Annotated in this window: 16 protein-coding genes and 1 tRNA gene; 11 read left to right on the top strand and 6 right to left on the bottom strand. The window is 72.6% G+C overall.

Features of this window, described 5'->3' with window-relative positions:
• Positions 1-36: 36 nt before the first annotated feature.
• The 3 genes from ACWEMJ_RS21920 to ACWEMJ_RS21910 are packed head-to-tail and all read right to left on the bottom strand — an operon-like array spanning position 37 to position 2,618.
• A complete protein-coding gene (locus tag ACWEMJ_RS21920) occupies positions 37-888 on the bottom strand; it encodes a DMT family transporter (RefSeq protein WP_452138769.1) in 852 nt (283 codons plus the stop codon).
• A gap of 57 nt (positions 889-945) precedes the next feature.
• Positions 946-1,629: a TetR family transcriptional regulator gene (locus ACWEMJ_RS21915; RefSeq protein ID WP_452138768.1), complete on the bottom strand. Its 684-nt coding sequence runs from the start codon at positions 1,627-1,629 to the stop codon at positions 946-948.
• 26 nt (positions 1,630-1,655) lie between these two features.
• On the bottom strand, positions 1,656-2,618 hold the full coding sequence (locus ACWEMJ_RS21910; RefSeq protein ID WP_452138767.1) for an acyl-CoA desaturase: 963 nt from the start codon (positions 2,616-2,618) through the stop codon (positions 1,656-1,658).
• A 245-nt stretch (positions 2,619-2,863) separates the two neighbouring features.
• Here ACWEMJ_RS21910 and ACWEMJ_RS21905 point away from each other — a divergent pair.
• From ACWEMJ_RS21905 to ACWEMJ_RS21880, 6 genes are all read left to right on the top strand, one after another.
• Positions 2,864-2,934, top strand: a tRNA-Gln gene (locus ACWEMJ_RS21905).
• Between the two features lie 90 nt (positions 2,935-3,024).
• Positions 3,025-4,470 carry a bifunctional UDP-N-acetylglucosamine diphosphorylase/glucosamine-1-phosphate N-acetyltransferase GlmU gene (gene glmU, locus ACWEMJ_RS21900; RefSeq protein WP_452138766.1) on the top strand — a complete coding sequence of 482 codons (1,446 nt, stop codon included), beginning with the start codon at positions 3,025-3,027 and terminating at the stop codon, positions 4,468-4,470.
• A gap of 155 nt (positions 4,471-4,625) precedes the next feature.
• The gene (locus ACWEMJ_RS21895) at positions 4,626-5,606 is read left to right on the top strand and encodes a ribose-phosphate diphosphokinase (RefSeq protein WP_452138765.1); all 981 of its coding nucleotides are present in this window, start codon (positions 4,626-4,628) and stop codon (positions 5,604-5,606) included.
• A gap of 268 nt (positions 5,607-5,874) precedes the next feature.
• Positions 5,875-6,471 (top strand): 50S ribosomal protein L25/general stress protein Ctc, encoded by a 597-nt coding sequence (locus ACWEMJ_RS21890; protein WP_452138764.1) that lies wholly within the window; start codon positions 5,875-5,877, stop codon positions 6,469-6,471.
• 111 nt (positions 6,472-6,582) lie between these two features.
• The gene (pth, locus tag ACWEMJ_RS21885) at positions 6,583-7,158 is read left to right on the top strand and encodes an aminoacyl-tRNA hydrolase (protein WP_452138763.1); all 576 of its coding nucleotides are present in this window, start codon (positions 6,583-6,585) and stop codon (positions 7,156-7,158) included.
• Between the two features lie 142 nt (positions 7,159-7,300).
• Positions 7,301-7,549, top strand: a complete 249-nt coding sequence (locus ACWEMJ_RS21880) for a hypothetical protein (RefSeq protein WP_452138762.1) — start codon at positions 7,301-7,303, stop codon at positions 7,547-7,549.
• Positions 7,550-7,618: 69 nt separating this feature from the next.
• Here the strand turns inward: ACWEMJ_RS21880 and ppc are convergent, their stop codons facing one another.
• Positions 7,619-10,405, bottom strand: coding sequence for a phosphoenolpyruvate carboxylase (ppc, locus tag ACWEMJ_RS21875; protein WP_452138761.1), 2,787 nt, complete (start codon positions 10,403-10,405; stop codon positions 7,619-7,621).
• A 397-nt stretch (positions 10,406-10,802) separates the two neighbouring features.
• Between ppc and ACWEMJ_RS21870 the strand changes: the two genes are divergently transcribed.
• Positions 10,803-12,080, top strand: coding sequence for a sensor histidine kinase (locus ACWEMJ_RS21870; protein ID WP_452138760.1), 1,278 nt, complete (start codon positions 10,803-10,805; stop codon positions 12,078-12,080).
• 7 nt (positions 12,081-12,087) lie between these two features.
• Here the strand turns inward: ACWEMJ_RS21870 and ACWEMJ_RS21865 are convergent, their stop codons facing one another.
• Together ACWEMJ_RS21865 and ACWEMJ_RS21860 are read right to left on the bottom strand one after the other, a co-directional pair.
• A complete protein-coding gene (locus tag ACWEMJ_RS21865) occupies positions 12,088-12,546 on the bottom strand; it encodes an SUKH-3 domain-containing protein (RefSeq protein WP_452138759.1) in 459 nt (152 codons plus the stop codon).
• Between the two features lie 89 nt (positions 12,547-12,635).
• Positions 12,636-13,091: a YwqJ-related putative deaminase gene (locus ACWEMJ_RS21860; protein ID WP_452138758.1), complete on the bottom strand. Its 456-nt coding sequence runs from the start codon at positions 13,089-13,091 to the stop codon at positions 12,636-12,638.
• 318 nt (positions 13,092-13,409) lie between these two features.
• Here ACWEMJ_RS21860 and ACWEMJ_RS21855 point away from each other — a divergent pair, with 318 nt between their 5' ends.
• The 4 genes from ACWEMJ_RS21855 to ACWEMJ_RS21840 all read left to right on the top strand — a co-directional run bounded on the left by ACWEMJ_RS21855 (position 13,410) and on the right by ACWEMJ_RS21840 (position 17,964).
• Positions 13,410-14,522, top strand: coding sequence for a Gfo/Idh/MocA family protein (locus ACWEMJ_RS21855; protein WP_452138757.1), 1,113 nt, complete (start codon positions 13,410-13,412; stop codon positions 14,520-14,522).
• On the top strand, positions 14,519-15,508 hold the full coding sequence (locus ACWEMJ_RS21850; protein ID WP_452138756.1) for an NAD-dependent epimerase/dehydratase family protein: 990 nt from the start codon (positions 14,519-14,521) through the stop codon (positions 15,506-15,508). The genes ACWEMJ_RS21855 and ACWEMJ_RS21850 overlap by 4 nt, the downstream gene beginning before the upstream one ends.
• A gap of 67 nt (positions 15,509-15,575) precedes the next feature.
• Positions 15,576-16,706 carry a DegT/DnrJ/EryC1/StrS family aminotransferase gene (locus ACWEMJ_RS21845; RefSeq protein ID WP_452138755.1) on the top strand — a complete coding sequence of 377 codons (1,131 nt, stop codon included), beginning with the start codon at positions 15,576-15,578 and terminating at the stop codon, positions 16,704-16,706.
• Positions 16,707-16,857: 151 nt separating this feature from the next.
• Entirely contained in the window at positions 16,858-17,964 is a 1,107-nt protein-coding gene (locus tag ACWEMJ_RS21840; protein WP_452138754.1) for a DegT/DnrJ/EryC1/StrS family aminotransferase, read from the top strand.
• Positions 17,965-17,993: the final 29 nt, after the last annotated feature.

Raw genomic sequence — 17,993 nt, 5'->3', positions numbered from 1 at the left:
GCCGGGTCTTCGCGGTGGCCGTGAAGAACTGACGGTTCACTTGCTGCCGGGCAGCGCGGGGTGGCGGCCCAGCACCACCACGCCGACCACGATCGCGGCCATCCCGGCGCTCTGCCAGGCCAGCGCGCCGGGGGTGATCCGGACCCGGTCGCCGAGGAAGCCGACGGCGCAGGCGATGCCGGCCAGCGGCTGGGCGGCGGTGAGGGCGGGCAGCGACATCCGCAGCGGGGCGGCCTCGAACGCGGACTGGACCAGCAGGAGTCCGACCACGCCGATGGCGATCACGGTGTACGGCTGCCAGGAGACGAACGCGGGGGCGACGCCGTGCTCGTCGATCAGGTCGAAGGTGGCCCGGGTGAGCGCGTCCTGGAGGCCGTAGAGCAGGCCGGCGGCCAGCGCGAGCAGGGTGGCCTCCTCGAACAGCGGGAGGCGGCGGGCCGCCGAGACCAGCAGCAGGGCGAGCCCGGCGACGGTGCCGATGACCAGCCACTGGCGCAGCGGCCCGACGCCGGGGCCGCCGCCTCCGGGCTGTCCGGCGGCGATGAACGCGGTGACGCCGAGGCCGATCAGGGCGACGCCGATCCAGCCGGAGCGGCCGAGCCGGGTGCCGGTGATCCGGCGGGCCAGTAGCATCGCCCAGACCAGGTTGGTGGCCAACAGCGGTTCCACCAGGGTGACTTCGCCCTGGCTGAGGGCCAGCGCGGAGAGCGCCTGGCCGGCGATCATGAAGGCGATGCCGAGCAGCCAGTCGGGCATCCGCATCAGGTCGAGCAGCAGCCGCCAGCGCAGCAGGTCGCCGCTGGGGGCGCGCTGGGCGGCGTGCTGCTGCAGGACGAAGCCGAGTCCGAGGCAGCAGGCCGCGCCGAGGGCCAGCAGGAAGACCGCCAACGGGTTCCCCTGTCGTGCGTGTCGGCCCGGTGGCCCCGGTGGCGGGGGCCGGGCCGGTCAGTTCTTGCGGTCGCCGACCAGTTTCGGGTGCCGCTCCAGGCCCTCCAGGCCGTGCCAGGCGAGGTTGACCAGGTGGGCGGCGACCTCCGCCTTGGCGGGCTTGCGCACTTCCAGCCACCACTGGCCGGTCAGCGCCACCATGCCGACCAGCATCTGCGAGTACATCGGCGCCAGCCTGGCGTCGAAGCCCCGGGACTTGAACTCCAGGCCGAGGATGTCCTCGACCTGGGTGGCGATGTCGCTGATCAGCGAGGCGAAGGAGCCGGTGGACTGGGCCACCGGCGAGTCCCGGACCAGGATCTTGAAGCCGTCGGTGGAGGTGTCGATGTAGTCCATCAACGCGAACGCGGCCTGTTCCAGCAGCTCGCGGGAGTGTCCGCCGGTGAGCGCGCCGGTGACCATGTCCAGCAGGAGCTGCATCTCGCGGTCGACGACCACCGCGTACAGGCCCTCCTTGCCGCCGAAGTGCTCGTAGACCACCGGCTTGGAGACCCCGGCGCGTTCGGCGATCTCCTCCACCGAGGTGCCGTCGTAGCCGCGTTCGGCGAAGACCGCCCGGCCGATCTCCAGCAGTTGCTCGCGTCGCTGCTTGCCGGTCATCCGTACCCGGCCGCCAGTTTTGCCCCCGCCGCGCCGCGAAGGCTGCTGATGGCCGGCGCTGTCTCCGTTGGTCCCGTTCACCCCTCCATCATGCTGTAGGCGCTGCCTCATGCGGCGCGGCGGGCGGCGATCCGCTCCGCACCCGGCCAGCGGACGTCGGTGGCCCAGCCCGCCTGCTCGAACCAGCGGATGATCCGGGCCGAGGAGTCGACCTGGCCGCGCAGGACGCCGTGCCGGGCCGAGGTCGGGTCGGCGTGGTGCAGGTTGTGCCAGGACTCGCCGCAGGACAGCACGGCCAGCCACCACACGTTGCCGGACCGGTCGCGGGACTTGAACGGGCGTGAACCGACGGCGTGGCAGATCGAGTTGATCGACCAGGTGACGTGGTGCAGCAGCGCGACCCGCACCAGCGAGCCCCAGAAGAACGCGGACAGCGCGCCCTGCCAGCTCCAGGTGGCCAGGCCGCCGATCACCGCGGGCAGCGCCAGCGAGAGGGTCGTCCACAGCCAGAACAGCCGGGAGATGCGCCTTATGGCCGGGTCGCGGACCAGGTCGGGCGCGTACTTGAGCTGCGGGGTCTGCTCCTCGTCGAACATCCAGCCCATGTGCGCCCACCACAGGCCCTTGAGCAGGGCGGGCAGGCTCTCGCCGTAGCGCCACGGCGAGTGCGGGTCGCCCTCCTTGTCGGAGAAGCGGTGGTGCTTGCGGTGGTCGGCGACCCAGCGCACCAGCGGGCCCTCGACGGCGAGCGAGCCGACCACGGCCAGGGCCAGCCGCAGCGGCCGGTTGGCCTTGAAGGCGCTGTGGGTGAAGTAGCGGTGGAAGCCGACGGTGATGCCGTGGCAGGTGAGGAAGTACATGGCGACGGCGAGACCGGCGTCCAGCCAGGACAGGCCCCGGCCCCAGGCGAGGGGGACGGCGGCCAGCAGGGCCAGGAACGGCACCGCGATGAACAGGACGAGGGTGGCCCGTTCCAGGGCGCCCTGTTTCTCGCCGCCCCTGGTGGCGGACAGTCGGGGGAGGAGGTCCTCGGCGGCGCTCGACGGCGCCCGCCCGGCCTGGATGCTCATGGCGCGTCCCTTGGGGGAGGAGGGTGGTGCCAGCGGATACCTACGTTTCCGTAACCTACGGCATCGTAGGTACGCGGGGACGGTAGGCGGAAGGCCTGTGCGCGGACGTGTCGCGGTGTTCGCCGCCGGGATTCCCGCCGGACGGCGGCCGGGAGCCGGAGCGTCGTTCGTGTGCTTCGCGGAAGGTGGTGGAGCTACGGGCCGTCAAGCCTTAGGCTGTGCTGGGCGCGGCACGGCCGCGCTTTTCCGCCGTGGTGTAATGGCAGCACAGGGCCCTTTGGAGGCCTTTGTCTGGGTTCGAATCCTAGCGGCGGAGCCCGTCGGACCGTTTCGGTCGTTTTCCGTCCATCCCGCCTCGGTATTCTCGGTGCACCCTCACCCCGCATCGACCGAGGAGTTCTTCCGCGTGAGTGCCAACCAGCCAGCTGCCGTGATCGTGCTCGCCGCCGGGGGCGGTACGCGGATGAAGTCCAAGGCCCTGCCGAAGGTGCTGCACGAGATCTGCGGCCGCTCACTGGTGGGCCACGCGGTGTCCGCCGCACAGGAGTTGACGCCCGGTCAGCTGGTGGTGGTGATCGGCCACCTGCGCGAGCTGGTGCAGGCGCACCTGGCCGAGCACTACCCGGCGGCCCGCCCCGTCGTGCAGGCCGAGCAGCTCGGCACCGGCCACGCGGTGCGCACCGCGCTGGAGGCGCTGGCCGCCGACGGCGTGGAGCTGGACGGCACCGTGCTGGTCACCACCGGCGACGCCCCGCTGCTGACCGGCGGCACGCTGTCCGCGCTGGCCGCCGCGCACGCCGAGCAGGGCAACGGCGTCACCGTGCTGACCGCCCGCGTCCCCGACGCCACCGGCTACGGCCGGATTCTGCGCGGCGCGGACGGCGCGGTCGCCGCGATCGTCGAGCACAAGGACGCCACCCCCGAGCAGCTGGCGGTCGACGAGATCAACTCCGGGGTGTTCGCGTTCGACGCCAAGCTGCTGGCGCACGCGCTGTCGCTGGTCGGCACCGACAACTCGCAGGGCGAGGAGTACCTGACCGACACCCTGGAGATCCTCCGCCGGGAGGGCCACCGGGTGGGCGCGGTGGTGGCCGCCGACCACCGGGAGATCGTCGGCATCAACGACCGGGTGCAGCTGGCCGAGGCCCGCCGCCTGCTCAACGACCGGCTGCTGGAGCGCGCCATGCGGGCCGGCGTCACGGTGGTCGACCCCGCCACCACCTGGATCGACGTCCAGGTCGGCTACGAGCCGGACGCGCTGGTCCACCCGGGCACCCAGCTGTACGGCGCGACGCACCTCGGCGAGGGCTGCGAGGTCGGCCCGCACACCACGCTGACCGACACCTCGGTCGGCGCGGGCGCCCGTGTGAGCAACACCACGGCGGAGCGCGCCGAGATCGGCCCGGAGTGCTCGGTCGGCCCGTACGCGTACCTGCGGCCGGGCACCGTGCTGGCCCGGAAGGCGAAGGCCGGCACCTACGTGGAGATCAAGAACTCCGAGCTCGGCGAGGGCGCCAAGGTGCCGCACCTGTCGTACATCGGGGACGCGACGATCGGCGAGGGCACCAATGTCGGTGCGGCGTCGGTCACAGTGAACTACGACGGCGTGAACAAGCACCGGACGGTCATCGGGGCCCACTGCCGCACGGGTTCCGACAACATGTTCATCGCCCCGGTGACGGTCGGTGACGGCGCCTACACCGCCGCCGGATCCGTGATCACCAACGACGTTCCGGCCGGTTCGCTGGGCGTCGCGCGGGCCCAGCAGCGCAACATCGCGGGCTGGGTTGAGCGGAAGCGGCCGGGTTCGGCGTCCGCCCGCGCGGCCGCCGAGGCGTCCTCGGCGGAGTAGTCGGACGGGGCGGCCGGGGATCTTGAGCCGAGGTCCCCGGCCGTCGACCGCGGTCCGGGGCGCGTAACCTGAAGTACATACGTGCGCCATCGGGCCTGCTGGGCCGTGCCTCGGCGTACTCACCCTGAGTGGCAATAACACGAGGAGACGGTGCAGTGAGCGGGATCACGACCTCCGGCGAGAAGAAGCTCAAACTCTTCTCCGGTCGAGCCCACCCGGAACTTGCCGAGGAGGTCGCCCGCTCGCTGGGCACCGAACTCGTCCCGACCAAGGCCCTGGACTTCGCCAACGGCGAGATCTACGTCCGCTTCCTGGACTCCGCGCGCGGCGCCGACTGCTTCGTGATCCAGAGCCACACGGCTCCGATCAACCAGTGGATCATGGAGCAGCTGATCATGATCGACGCGCTGAAGCGCGCGTCGGCCCGCAGCATCACCGCGATCCTCCCGTTCTACGGCTACGCCCGCCAGGACAAGAAGCACCTCGGCCGCGAGCCCATCTCGGCCCGCCTGGTCGCCGACCTGCTGCGCCAGGCCGGCGCCGACCGCCTGATGGCCGTGGACCTGCACACCGCGCAGATCCAGGGCTTCTTCGACGGCCCGGTGGACCACCTGTTCGCGCTGCCGATGCTCGCCGACTACGTGGGCGACCGGGTCGCCGACCGGTCCAAGCTGACCATCGTCTCGCCGGACGCCGGCCGCGTGAAGGTCGCCGACCAGTGGTGCGACCGGCTGGACGCCCCGCTGGCGATCATCCACAAGCGCCGTGACATGACGCAGGCCAACACCATCCTCTCCGCCGAGGTGGTCGGTGACGTCCGGGGCCGCACCTGCGTGCTGGTCGACGACATGATCGACACTGCCGGCACCATCTGCGCCGCCGCCGACGCGCTGTTCGACGCGGGCGCCGCCGACGTCATCGTCGCCGCCACCCACGGCGTGCTCTCCGGCCCCGCCGCGGACCGCCTGAAGAACTCCCGGGTCAGCGAGTTCGTGTTCACCAACACCCTGCCGACCCCGGCCCAGCTCCAGCTGGACAAGATCACCACGCTGTCGATCGCCCCGTCGATCGCCGCCGCCGTGCGCGAGGTGTTCGAGGACGGCTCGGTGACCAGCCTGTTCGAGGGCGTGCACTGATCATCTGATCGGCGCTGACCCCTTGTCAGACCCTTGATCGGCCCCCGGTTCCCCGTCGGAACCGGGGGCCGATTTCACGTCCGCGCCACCGCCCGGTTAGTCTTGGGAGACTGCTCGGCGAGGGATGCCCAATTCGGTGCTCCGTGATCGACGCGCGAGAACGATGCGCTTTGATCGAACCGCCGAGTGTCCCCCCAAACGTCTTTGAGGGTGTGGCCCGGCGGTTCTGTCGTTCCTGCACCCCTGCGCATTTTCGAGGAGTGCAGTCGTGTCCGAGATCCGCATCGCCGCTGAGTCCCGCACCGAGTTCGGCAAGGGTGCCGCCCGTCGTGCCCGCCGCGCCGGCTTCGTCCCCGGTGTCGTCTACGGCCACGGCCACACCCCGGTTCACCTGAACCTGCCCGGCCACGACCTGATGATGGCCCTGAAGACCCCGAACGCCCTGCTGGTCGTCCCGATCGACGGCAAGGACGAGTACGTGCTGCCGAAGGCCGTCCAGCGCGAGGCCATCAAGCGCACCATCGAGCACGTCGACCTGCTGCTGGTCAAGCGCGGCGAGAAGGTCACCGTCGAGATCCCGGTCCACACCGAGGGCGAGCTGGCCCCCGGCGGCAACCTGGTCGAGAACGTGCTGAACGCCCTCCCGATCGAGGCCGAGGCCACCCACCTGCCCGAGTCGGTCACCGTCTCCGTCGAGGGCCTGGAGGCCGGCGCCGCCATCACCGCCGGCGACATCGCCCTGCCGGCCGGCGTCTCGCTGGCCGTCGAGGCCGACGCCGTCGTCCTGCAGGTCATCGGCGCCCAGGCCCCCGAGGCCACCGAGGAAGAGGCCGAGGGCACCGAAGAGGCTGCCGTCGAGGCCTGATCCCCGCGGATCATTCGACCGCTGCCCCGGCCCCCGCATCCGTGCGGGCGGCCGGGGCAGCGGCGTGTCCGGGATGATGGACGACGCAACGACACCCGCGTGAGGAGCGGCATGAGCGAGTACGACGGCCCCTGGCTGGTGGTGGGCCTCGGCAACCCCGGCGACGGCTACGCCCGCAACCGGCACAACATCGGCTTCATGGTGGTCGACCTGCTGGCCCAGCGGATGGGCGCCAAGTTCAAGGCCCACAAGAGCCGCGCCCAGGTCGCCGAGGGGCGGCTGTCCGGCCGCCGGGCGATCCTGGCCAAGCCGATGAGCTTCATGAACCTCTCCGGCGGCCCGGTGACCGCGCTGCGCGACTTCTACAAGGTGCCCGCCTCGGCGATCGTCGCCGTCCACGACGAACTCGACCTCGACTACTCGGCGCTGCGGCTCAAGCTCGGCGGCGGCGATAACGGCCACAACGGCCTGAAGTCGATCACCAAGTCGCTCGGCCCCGACTACCACCGGGTGCGCTGCGGCATCGGCCGCCCGCCCGGCCGGATGGAGGTCGCCGACTTCGTGCTCAAGGACTTCTCGTCCACCGAGCGCAAGGACCTCGACTGGTTCGTCGACCGCTCCGCGGACGCCGTCGAGGCGCTGCTCGCCGACGGCCTGGAACGCGCCCAGCAGAACTACAACTCCTGACCGGCGCCGACCACCCTCCGTACACAACATTCGGACAACGCTTGCCTCGTGGAAGCTGACTGTTGGTCAGAACCCGCGCGGAATCGGATAACGTCGGTCCCGGTGCACAAGGATTGAAGTGCTGTCACTGGGGGTATGGAGCGTGATCCGCTCGAAGCGTGTGGGCAAGGTCGTCGGCGGCACTGTGCTGTGCCTGGCCGCCGGAGGATGGGCCGGGACGCCCGCGCTGGCCGCCGAACCCGTCAGCACCGTCACCCCCGAGCCGGCCGCGGCCAAGCTCGCCCCGCCGACCGGCTCCGTCGGCTCGGCCGGCGTGTACGCCGTCGGCGGCGGCCTGGTGGTGGTGGCCGGCGGTGCGGCGACCTGGCTGCGCAAGCGCCGCAAGGCCTAGCGACCCTGCCGGAAACGGACGAGGTCCGCTCCCCGCGGGGAGCGGACCTCGTGGTGCCTTCCGGGCCGGTCAGCCGGTGTTGCGCAGGCCGGCCGCGATGCCGTTGACGGTCAGCAGCAGGGCGCGGGCCCGCAGCGGGTCCTCGGGGCGGCCGAGGGCGACCTCCTCGCGCTGGCGGCGCAGCAGCGCCACCTGCAGGTAGGAGATCGGGTCGAGGTAGGCGTCGCGGACGGTGAACGTCTGCTTCAGGACCTCGTTGTGCTCCAGCAGCTCCGACTCGCCGGTCAGCCGCAGCACCTCGCGCAGGGTCAGCTCGTGCTCGGCGACGATCTGGTCGAAGACGTGCCGCAGCTCGGCCGGGACCAGCTGCTCGACGTAGTGGCGGGCGATCCGCAGATCGGTCTTGGCCAGCGTCATGGCGACGTTGGACAGGAAGTTGCGGAAGAAGTGCCAGTTCCCGTACATCTCGTCGAGCACGTCCGTCAGGCCCGCCGCCCGGGCCGCCGCCAGGCCGGAGCCGACGCCGTACCAGCCGGGGACGATCTGCCGGGACTGCGTCCAGCCGAACACCCACGGGATGGCCCGCAGGCCGTCCAGGCCCGCGCCGCTGTCGGGGCGGCGGGACGGGCGGGAGCCCAGGTGCAGCGAGGCCAGCTGGTCGACCGGGGTCGAGGCGAAGAAGTACTTCGGCAGGTCCTCCTGCTCCACCAGCGCGCGGTAGGCGGTGTGCGCGGCCTCCGAGACCCGGTCCATCGCGGCGTCCCAGCGGGCCAGCTCCTCCGGGGCCTGGCGCGGCGCGGTGTGCAGCGCGGACGCGGCCAGCGTGGCGGAGAGGGTCAGCTCCAGGTTCTCCCGGGCCAGCGACGGCAGCAGGTACTTGTCGGAGATCACCTCGCCCTGCTCGGTGACCTTGATCTCGCCCTCCAGGGTGCCCCACGGCTGGGCGAGGATCGCCTCGTGCGAGGGGCCGCCGCCGCGGCCCACGGTGCCGCCGCGGCCGTGGAACAGCCGCAGCCGGATCCCGTACCGGTGCGCGACGTCGCGCAGCCGGCGCTGGGCGCGGTGGATCTCCCACTGCGAGGTGGTGATGCCGCCGAACTTCGACGAGTCCGAGTAGCCGAGCATGACCTCCTGGATGTCGCCGCGCAGCGACACCAGCAGCCGGTACGACGGGTCGGAGAGCATCTCCTCCAGGATCCGGTCGGCCTGCTGGAGCTCGTCCGTGGTCTCCAGCAGCGGCACGATGCCGATCTTGGCGATGCCCGCGTGCAGGTCGATCAGCCCCGCCTCGCGGGCCAGCACCACGGCCGCGAACACGTCGTCCGCGCCCTGGCACATCGAGATGATGTACGACTCGACGATCTCGTCGCCGAACCGCTCGAAGCCCTGCCGGATGGTGCTGAACACGCCCAGCGTCTTCGCGCCCGCCGGGTCCAGCGGGGCCGGGGTCGGGGCCAGCGGGCGGCGCGAGCGCATCTCCTTCGACAGCAGGCGCTGGCGGTACTCGCGCGGCATGTCGGTGTAGCGCCACGCCTCCTCGCCGAGCCGGTCGAACAGCTGGCCCAGCGCGTGGTGGTGCGCCTCGGCGTGCTCGCGGACGTCCATGGTGGCCAGCTGGAGGCCGAACGCCTCGATGGTGCGGATCGCCCGGGCGAGGCGGCCGTCGGCGATCAGGCCGCCGCGGTGGGCGCGCAGCGAGTCCTGGATCAGCTTCAGGTCGGCGATCAGGTCGCGGGTGCCGACGTAGTCGCGGCCCGGGGTGGGCGCGGTGCCCGCGGCCAGCCGGTCGCGGGTGTTCTCCAGCTTGATCCGGATGCAGGTGGCCTTCAGCCGGTACGGCTCCTCCGCGTTCATCCGCTTGTAGCGCGGGCTCAGCTCCGGCAGGTGCGCCAGGTCGGCGTCCAGCGAGGCCAGCAGCTCCTCCGAGGCCCCGGCCAGGCGGACCGAGGTGGAGAGCGAGGCGCGCAGGTCGTCGATCGCCTCCAGGGCGTCCTTGATGCCGTACTCGTGCTGCAGGTTGAGCACGTCCCAGGTGACCTGCGGGGTGACGTTCGGGTTGCCGTCGCGGTCGCCGCCGATCCAGGTGCCGAACGTCAGCGGGCGCACGCCCTCCGGCAGGGTCAGGCCGACCCGGGCGAGCTCCTCGTGCAGCTCCTCCAGCACCGCCGGGACCGCCTCGCGGTACAGCTCGTCCAGGTAGTAGACGGCGTTGCGGGCCTCGTCGGTGGGCTCCGGGCGGGCGATCCGCAGCTCGTCGGTCTGCCACAGCAGGTCGATCACCTCGGCCAGCCGGCGGTCCGCCTGGCGGCGGGCCGAGGTCTGCCGGGCGCTGTCGACCTGGCCGGTCGCGGCCTGCTCGCGGTGGATCCGCTCCAGCAGCTCGCCGACCCGGCGCAGCTTGTTCAGCACGCTGCGGCGGGCGGCCTCGGTCGGGTGCGCGGTGAAGACCGGACGCACCGCGAGGTTGGCGAGGGTGTCCGCGAGGTGCTTCGGGTCCGCCTCCTTCAACTGGTCGGCGGTCTGCGCCAGCACGGAGCCCTCGCGGGCCCGGCGGGACGCGAACTCGCGGCCGCGGTGGACCTGTTCGGTCACGTTCGCGAGATGGAAGTAGGTGGAGAACGCGCGCACCAGCTTCGCGGCGGTCTGCAGGTCGATCTCCGCCAGCAACTGGGCCGTCGCCTCGCCGTCGGTCCGGCTCAACAGGCGCACCTGTTCGACCAGGCCCAGGAGTTCCGGGCCCTCCTGACGCACGAGAGTCTCGCCCAGCAGATCACCGAGGCGGCGGATGTCCGCACGCAACGCAGCATTCTCGGCGGCCTGGTCGGCGGTCGGGGACGGGTAGTCCGGAGCGGTCACGGCTGGCTCCCTGTGGTGGTGGGGGTGTTCGGCAACGGCTCTGCCATCACCGCAGTGCGGGTGACGGGTGCGGACCGCGCTGTCCGACGGGCAACAGCATAGGTGGCACCCGGTGCCAGGACGGAGAGGTGGCCGGATGGCGGACAGGGGGCGGAGACGCAGATGGGCGCGGACCTGGGAGCGCACCGACAGGGGCGCGGGGAACTGCGCGACAAGCGCAAGTCACGTCCGGAAGGTCGCGATCATGTGCAGGTCATTGTCCTGCGCCGCGATCTTGGCGGTGGGGTGCCTTCCGCTTCGCGCAGTTCTCCCCCAGCCCTAGCGGGCCGGGAGGTGCCCCCACGCGCCCCTGGTGGTGCTCCCTCTGGTTTCACCCGCACTGCGTAAGGTGTCGGTCATGAGTAAGAAGCCGGCGGGGGACGGCCTGTGGTGGTGGGCGCGGAGGCGTGGCGCGGCGCTTGATGTGGCGTTGGCGTTGGCGGCCGCGGTGGAGTGTGCGGCCGGGGCGTACGGACTGGTCAGGATCCGGCTGGAGTTGGGCCTCGCGGCAGCCGTGATCGCGGTGGTGCTGGGTGCGCTGGCCGGTGTCTCGCTGGTGGTGCGGCGCCGGTGGCCCGCGTTGCCGGTGGTGGTGGCGCTGGTGTTCGTGCCGGGCTTCTTCGGCGTGATCCTGCTGCTGGTGTCGTTGTACACGCTGGCGGCGACGTGGGAGTGGCCGTCGCGGCGGGCCCGGGTGGTGGGGCTGGCGGCGGTCGCGACGGTGGAGACGTTCGGGATGGTGCTGTTCGCGATGTTCGCGCCGGCCCCGTCGCCCACGCCGCCGCCGGAGTCGGTGCCGCCGGGCTGGGTGCTGGTGATCGTGTCGGCGTTCGTCGCGGTCGGCATGGCGGTCGCGCCGGTGGTGACGGGCCTGTACGTGGGGGCGCGGCGGCGGCTGGTGGAGTCGCTGCGGGACCGGGCGGAGGGTCTGGAGACGGAGTTGACGCTGCTCGCCGAGCAGGCGCGGGAGCGGGCGTGGCGGGCCCGGGTGGAGGAGCGGACGCGGATCGCCCGGGAGATGCACGACGTGGTCGCGCACCGGGTGAGCCTGATGGTGGTGCACGCGGCAGCGGTGGAGCGGATCGTCCCGAAGGACCCGGCGAAGGCGCAGCAGTCGGCGAAGCTGATCGGCGAGGTCGGCCGGCAGGCGCTGGACGAGCTGCGGGAGATCCTCGGGGTGCTGCGGATGACGGAGCCGCAGGACCCGGTGGAGGCGCCGGTGGGCGGGCTGGGGGAGCTGCCGGAGCTGGTGGAGCAGTCCCGGGCGGCGGGCATGGCGGTCTCGTTGACCGTCAGCGGCGAGCGGCAGGGGTATGTCGCGGAGGCCGAGCAGACCGCGTTCCGGGTGGTGCAGGAGGGCCTGACCAATGCGCACAAGCACGCCGGCGGGGCGCGCGTCGCGGTGCTGCTGGCGTTCGTGCCGAACGGGGTGCGGGTGTCGGTGGTGAACGACTGCCCGGGTGGGGCGGCGCTGCCGGTGGCGCTGCCGAGCGGCGGCAACGGGCTGGTGGGGATGCGCGAGCGGGTGCTGGCGCTGGGCGGGATGTTCCACGCCGGGCCGGAGGGCGACGGCGGGTTCCGGGTCGAGGCGGTGCTGCCGTCGCGGCTGCGGATGGTCGTCGAGCCGCTGGCCTGAGCGGCGGTCAGGCCTCGGCGGTGCGCAGCCGGTGCGGGGCCAGGCCGAGCACCAGGGTGGCCAGCGCCTGGTCAACGCTGTGCCCGAGGAACCACTCCCCGGTGTGGTCGAGGCTGTAGACGCGCCCCTGTTCGTCGATGGCCAGCAGCGCCTGTCCGTACAGCTCCTCGCCGAGCGGGGCGAGCCGGGTGTCGAGGGCGCGGCCCAGGTCGGCGAGGGTGCGCGGGGCGTGCAGGCCGCAGCGCGGGTCGAGCAGGAACGAGGTGCGGGCCAGCGTGCGCCCCGGGCCCGGGACGTCGAAGGCCAGGCCGCCGAACTCGGCCCAGGCCTCGATCGCGGCCGGGAAGACGGAGTGCTGCGGCTCCAGCGGCCCGCCGTACGCGACCATCGCGTCGGCCCACTGCTCGGCCTGGCGGATCTCCCAGCGGCCCGGGTGCCAGCCGGCCTGCTTGAGGGCGGCGGCCACGTCGGCCGGGAAACGGGGCTGGGTGCGGACGGTGCTGGTGTTCAGGACGTGCTCCGGTGGCTGGGGGACGGGGAGGCTCGGCGGCGGTGTCAGCGGCCGGGCGGCCCGACCGCGACGACGGTCACGTTCAGATGATCCAGCAGCGGAGCGCAGGAGCGGCACGGCGGCGCGTGCGTGCCGTGCGCCGGGTCGCCCTCCTCGCGGATCCGCACCGTGGTCATCCGGGCCCCCTTGAGCGCCTTGCGGGCCTCCTGCACCGTCATCGGCTTGCGCGCGGCCCGCTTCGAGCGGGACGAGTCGACCTGCCCCAGGACCTGCGACAGCAGCGCGGGCTCCGGGCAGCGCCCGAGGAAGCGTTCGCGCTTGTCGAGCGGCAGCGCGGCCAGGAACTCGCCCACCAGCGGGTGCAGCATCGGCGCCAGGTCGGACTTCTCGCCGGCCAGCGTGTGCACCTCGCCGCCGCGCAGCATCAGCGCCGCCGCCACCGCGGGAAGCAGGCTGTCGCGCTGGTGGCGCAACACGGGCGGGGGGCCCGACTGGTCCATGACTGCTCCTCGACGTTGTGCGGCGCACCGGCAGTTCTCCGCTGCCGGGGGTCTGCTGACTGACGGTGAATCCTCACCCCGAAGCGTCCAGCCTGCCAAACCGTTAAGACATGCGCCGCGCCGGGGTGCGACACGGGGGCGCACCGGCGCATACGGAGGGTCCAACTCCCGTCCTGCGCGCCCCTGGTGGCGTTCACCGGTTTTTCCGATTGTGCCTCGGCGGAGTCGGCCGGGCCGGTACCGTTCGAGCGACGCGGCGGCAAGGGGGGTCTTGCGATGGGGTCGAACGTCGTGGCGCACGAGGCGCCTGGGGAACACGTGCCCACACCGGGCAGCACCGAACCGGAACCCGACAGGCGCATCGGACTGGCCGTCATCGGCGCCGGCTACTGGGGCCCGAACCTGGTCCGCAACGCCCAGCAGACCGCCGCCCTGCACCTGCACTGGCTGTGCGACCTGGACGAGGAACGCTCCCGCAAGGTCCTCGGCGAGTACTCCACCGTCGCCGCCACCACCTCCTTCGAGCAGGTGCTCGCCGACGAGCGGGTGCAGGCCGTCGCCATCGCCACGCCCGCCGGCGCCCACCACCGCCTGGCCCGGGCCGCCCTGGAGGCCGGCAAGCACGTCCTGGTGGAGAAGCCGATCACCACCACCGTCGAGGAGGCCGCCGACCTGGTCGCCCTCGCCGAGAGCCGCGGGCTCGTCCTGATGTGCGACCACACTTTTTGCTACACCCCCGTGGTCCGCCGGATCCGCGAGCTGGTGCACGGCGGCGAGATCGGCGACGTCCAGTTCTTCGACTCGGTCCGGATCAACCTCGGACTCGTCCAACCCGACGTGGACGTGCTGTGGGACCTCGCCCCGCACGACCTGTCCATCCTCGACTTCGTGCTGCCGCCGGGCGTCGAACCCGTCGGCGTCAGCGCCCAGGCCGCCGACCCGATCGGGGCCGGGCGGGCCTGCGTCGCCTACCTGACGCTGCGGCTGTCCAACGGCGCGCTCGCCCACTGCCACGTCAACTGGCTCTCCCCGACCAAGGTCCGCACGACCCTGATCGGCGGCTCCCGCCGCACCCTGGTCTGGGACGACCTCAACCCGCAGGCCCGGCTCGCCGTGCACGACCGCGGCGTCGACCTCACCCCGCCCGACGAACTCACCGACGCCATCCGCCACCGCGCCCTGATCTCCTACCGGGTCGGCGACATGGTCGCCCCCGCGCTGGTCGAGCAGGAGGCGCTGCGCAACGTGATGGCCGAGTTCGCCGCCGCGATCGCCGAAGGCCGCGCCCCGCTCACCGACGGCCGGGCCGGCCTGCGCGTGCTGCGCCTGCTGCACGCCGCCTCGCTCAGCCTCGAACTCGGCGGCGCGACCGTCCCCGTCGAACCCACCGCCCGTCAGCGTCCCGTGCAGGAGAGGGCCACCGTCCGATGACCGCCGCCGTTGTGTTGGAAGGCTCCCGCTGCCTGGTCACCGGCGGCGCCGGAACCATCGGCTCCACCGTCGTCGACCAGCTGATCGAGGCCGGCGCCCGGGAAGTCGTGGTGCTCGACAACTTCGTCCGCGGGCGGGTCGAGAACCTGGCCCGCGCGCGGGAGCTGGCCGCGCCCGGGCAGCTGAGGATCGTCGACGGCGACATCCGCGACCGGGCGCTGCTGCGCGAACTCCTCGCGCCCGGCGCCGACGCGCTGTTCCACCTCGCCGCGATCCGGATCACCCAGTGCGCCGCCGAACCCCGGCTCGCGCTGGAGATCATGGTGGACGGGACGTTCGACGTGGTGGAGGCCGCCGCCGAGACCGGCGTGCGGAAGGTGATCGCCTCCTCCACGGCCTCGGTCTACGGGCTGGCCGACGTCTTCCCGACGCCGGAGAGCCAGCACCCGTACCACAACGACACCCTGTACGGGGCCGCCAAGGTCTTCAACGAGGGGCTGCTGCGGAGCTTCCACGCCATGTACGGCCTGGACTACGTCGCGCTGCGGTACTTCAACGTGTACGGGCCCCGGATGGACGTGCACGGGCGGTACACCGAGGTCTTCATCCGCTGGATGGAGCGCATCGCCGCCGGGCAGCCGCCGCTGATCTTCGGGGACGGCGCCCAGACCATGGACTTCGTCTACACCGAGGACATCGCGCGGGCCAACCTGCTCGCCGCGGCCGCGCCCGTCACGGACCGGGTCTACAACATCGCCTCCGGCACCGAGGTGTCGCTGCGCGGGCTCGCCGACGCCCTGCTGGAGGCGATGGACTCGGACCTCCACGTGGAGCACGGCCCCGCGCGGGACACCGCCGGCGGCGTGGTCCGGCGGCTCGCGGACATCTCCGCGGCCGAACGGGACCTGGGCTGGAAGCCGGAGCTGGGCCTGACGGACGGGCTGCGCAAGCTCGTCGCGTGGTGGCAGGACGCCACCGGCGCGTGACGTCGGACGGAGCGCGGCAGGACGAGTGACCCGCACGTGGGCGCGACCTAGCGAAGGAGCTCAACCCATGTCCACCATCCCCGTCATGATCCCGTGGCTCGGCGAGGAAGAGGCCGAGGCAGCGGCGGAGGCCGTCCGTTCCGGGTGGGTCGCGCAGGGCCCCCGGGTCGCCGCGTTCGAGCGGGCGTTCGCGCAGGCCGTCGGCGTGCCGCACGCCGTCGCGGTCTCCTCGTGCACCACCGCCCTGCACCTGGCGCTGCTCGGCGCCGGCGTCGGCCCCGGGGACGAGGTCGTCGTCCCGTCGTTCTCCTTCATCGCCACCGCCAACGCCGTCACCTACGTCGGAGCGACCCCCGTCTTCGCGGACGTCGACCCGGCCACCGGCAACCTCACCCCCGAGACCGTCGCCCCGCTGTTCACCGGCCGCACCCGCGCGGTGATCGCCGTCGACCAGGGCGGCGTCCCCGTCGACCTGGACGCCGTCAAGGAACTGGCCGGGCCGCTCGGCATCGCCGTCGTCGAGGACGCCGCGTGCGCCGCCGGCTCCGTCTACCGCGGCCGCCCGGCCGGCGCCGGGGCGGACATCGCGGCGTACTCCTTCCACCCGCGCAAGCTGCTCACCACCGGCGAGGGCGGCATGGTCACCTGCCAGGACGGCGAACTCGCCGCCCGGCTGCGGCGGTTGCGGGAGCACGGCATGAGCGTCTCGGCCGCCGACCGGCACGCCGGGGCGGGCGGGGCGGCCGTGCTGGAGACGTACGACGAGATCGGGTTCAACCACCGGATGACGGACGTGCAGGCGGCGATCGGGCTGGTGCAGCTCGGGAAGCTGCCGGCGATGGTCGCCCGGCGGCGCGAACTCACCGCACGGTACCGGGAGTTGCTGGGCGAGGAGCTCGGCGGGCGGGTGGTCGCGGACCCGGCGCACGGGACGTCCAACTTCCAGTCGCTGTGGGTGCTGCTGCCGGAGGGGGCGCCGGAGCGCGGGGACGTGCTCGCCGCGCTGGCGGCGGAGGGGGTCTCGGCGCGGCGGGGGATCATGGCGGCGCACCTGGAGGCTCCGTACAAGGGGTCTGCGCGGGTTCCGCTGCCGGTGACGGAGTTGCTGACTTCGCGGACGTTGATCCTGCCGCTGTATCACTCGTTGAGCGAGGGGGAGCAGGTGCGGGTGGTGGGGGCGTTGAAGGGAGCGCTCTGAGTGGTCGTGGCGCCCGCACGTGCAGGTCGTTCTCTGCGACGCGATCTTTCCGACGAGTTCCTTCCGCTTCGCGCAGTTCCCCGCGCCCCCGGTTTCGCAGCCTTTCCGCGCCCCCGGTTTCGCCCCCCCTTTACTTGGAGGCTAGGTCAACGTGAGTGACATTCCTTTGGTCGATCTGCATGCCGCGCATGCGGAGATCGCCGACGAGGTTCGGGTGGGCTTCGAGGCGGTGTTGGCGAGTGGGGCCTTCGTCAAGGGCCCGGAGGTGGCCGCGTTCGAGGAGGAGTTCGCGGCGTTCTGCGGGGTGGGGCACGCCGTCGGGACGGCGAACGGCACGGACGCGCTCGAAATGGCGCTCAGGGCGCTGGAGTTGGAGCCCGGGGGCGGTGTGGTGCTGCCGGCGAACACGTTCGTGGCGACGGCGGAGGCCGTGGTGCGGGCGGGGCTGCGGCCGGTGCTGGTGGATGTGGACGAGGAGTGCCTGCTGATCGATGTGGAGCAGGTGGCGGACCGGGCGAAGGGCGCCGTCGCGGTGCTGCCGGTGCACCTGAACGGTCAACTCGCGCCGATGGAACAGGTGTTGGCGGCCGCCGACGGCGTGCCCGTGGTGGAGGACGGGGCGCAGTCGCAGGGAGCGGCACGGCACGGGCGGGTGTCGGGGAGTTGGGGGCGGGTCTCGGCGACGAGCTTCTACCCGGGGAAGAACCTGGGGGCGTACGGCGACGCGGGGGCGGTGGTGACGGACGACGCCGGGATCGCGGCGGCGGTGCGGCTGATCGGCGACCACGGGTCGGCGAAGAAGTACGTGCACGAGCGGTTCGGGTTCAACTCGCGGATGGACGCCCTGCAGGCGGTGGTGCTGCGCAGCAAGCTGCGGCGGCTGCCGGCCTGGAACGAGGCGCGGCGGGCGGCGGCCGAGCGGTACGACAAGCTGCTGGGCGGGCTGGAGGGTGTGACGCTGCCGCGCACCCTGCCGGGCAACGAGCACGTGTGGCACCTGTACGCGGTGCGGGTGGAGCGCGACCGGGACGGGGTGCTGGAGCGCCTGCAGGAGGCGGGGATCGGCGCGGGCGTGCACTACCCGGTGCCGGTGCACCTGCAGCCCGCGTTCCGCCAACTCGGCCACGCGGAAGGGGCGTTCCCGGTCACCGAGCGCGCGGCGGGGCAGCTGCTCACGCTGCCGCTGTTCCCGCAGCTCACCGAGGGGCAGCAGGTGCGGGTGGCGGAGGCGCTGGCCGCGGCGGTGCGCCGCCGCTGACGCGGTGTCGGTACCCGGCCGGACGGGGG

The sequence above is a fragment of the Kitasatospora sp. NPDC004531 genome (assembly GCF_053602195.1).
The sequence above is the reverse complement of the archived record's forward strand: the minus strand, read 5'-3'. Positions and strand labels throughout refer to the sequence as shown.

What these genes read in the sequence shown, in the direction of transcription:
- ACWEMJ_RS21910 (WP_452138767.1), bottom strand. Translation starts at nt 2,618, where the DNA reads ATGAGCATCCAGGCCGGGCGGGCGCCGTCGAGCGCCGCCGAGGACCTC.
- pth (WP_452138763.1), top strand. Translation starts at nt 6,583, where the DNA reads ATGAGCGAGTACGACGGCCCCTGGCTGGTGGTGGGCCTCGGCAACCCC.
- ACWEMJ_RS21870 (WP_452138760.1), top strand. Translation starts at nt 10,803, where the DNA reads ATGAGTAAGAAGCCGGCGGGGGACGGCCTGTGGTGGTGGGCGCGGAGG.
- ACWEMJ_RS21860 (WP_452138758.1), bottom strand. Translation starts at nt 13,091, where the DNA reads ATGGACCAGTCGGGCCCCCCGCCCGTGTTGCGCCACCAGCGCGACAGC.
- ACWEMJ_RS21850 (WP_452138756.1), top strand. Translation starts at nt 14,519, where the DNA reads ATGACCGCCGCCGTTGTGTTGGAAGGCTCCCGCTGCCTGGTCACCGGC.
- ACWEMJ_RS21845 (WP_452138755.1), top strand. Translation starts at nt 15,576, where the DNA reads ATGTCCACCATCCCCGTCATGATCCCGTGGCTCGGCGAGGAAGAGGCC.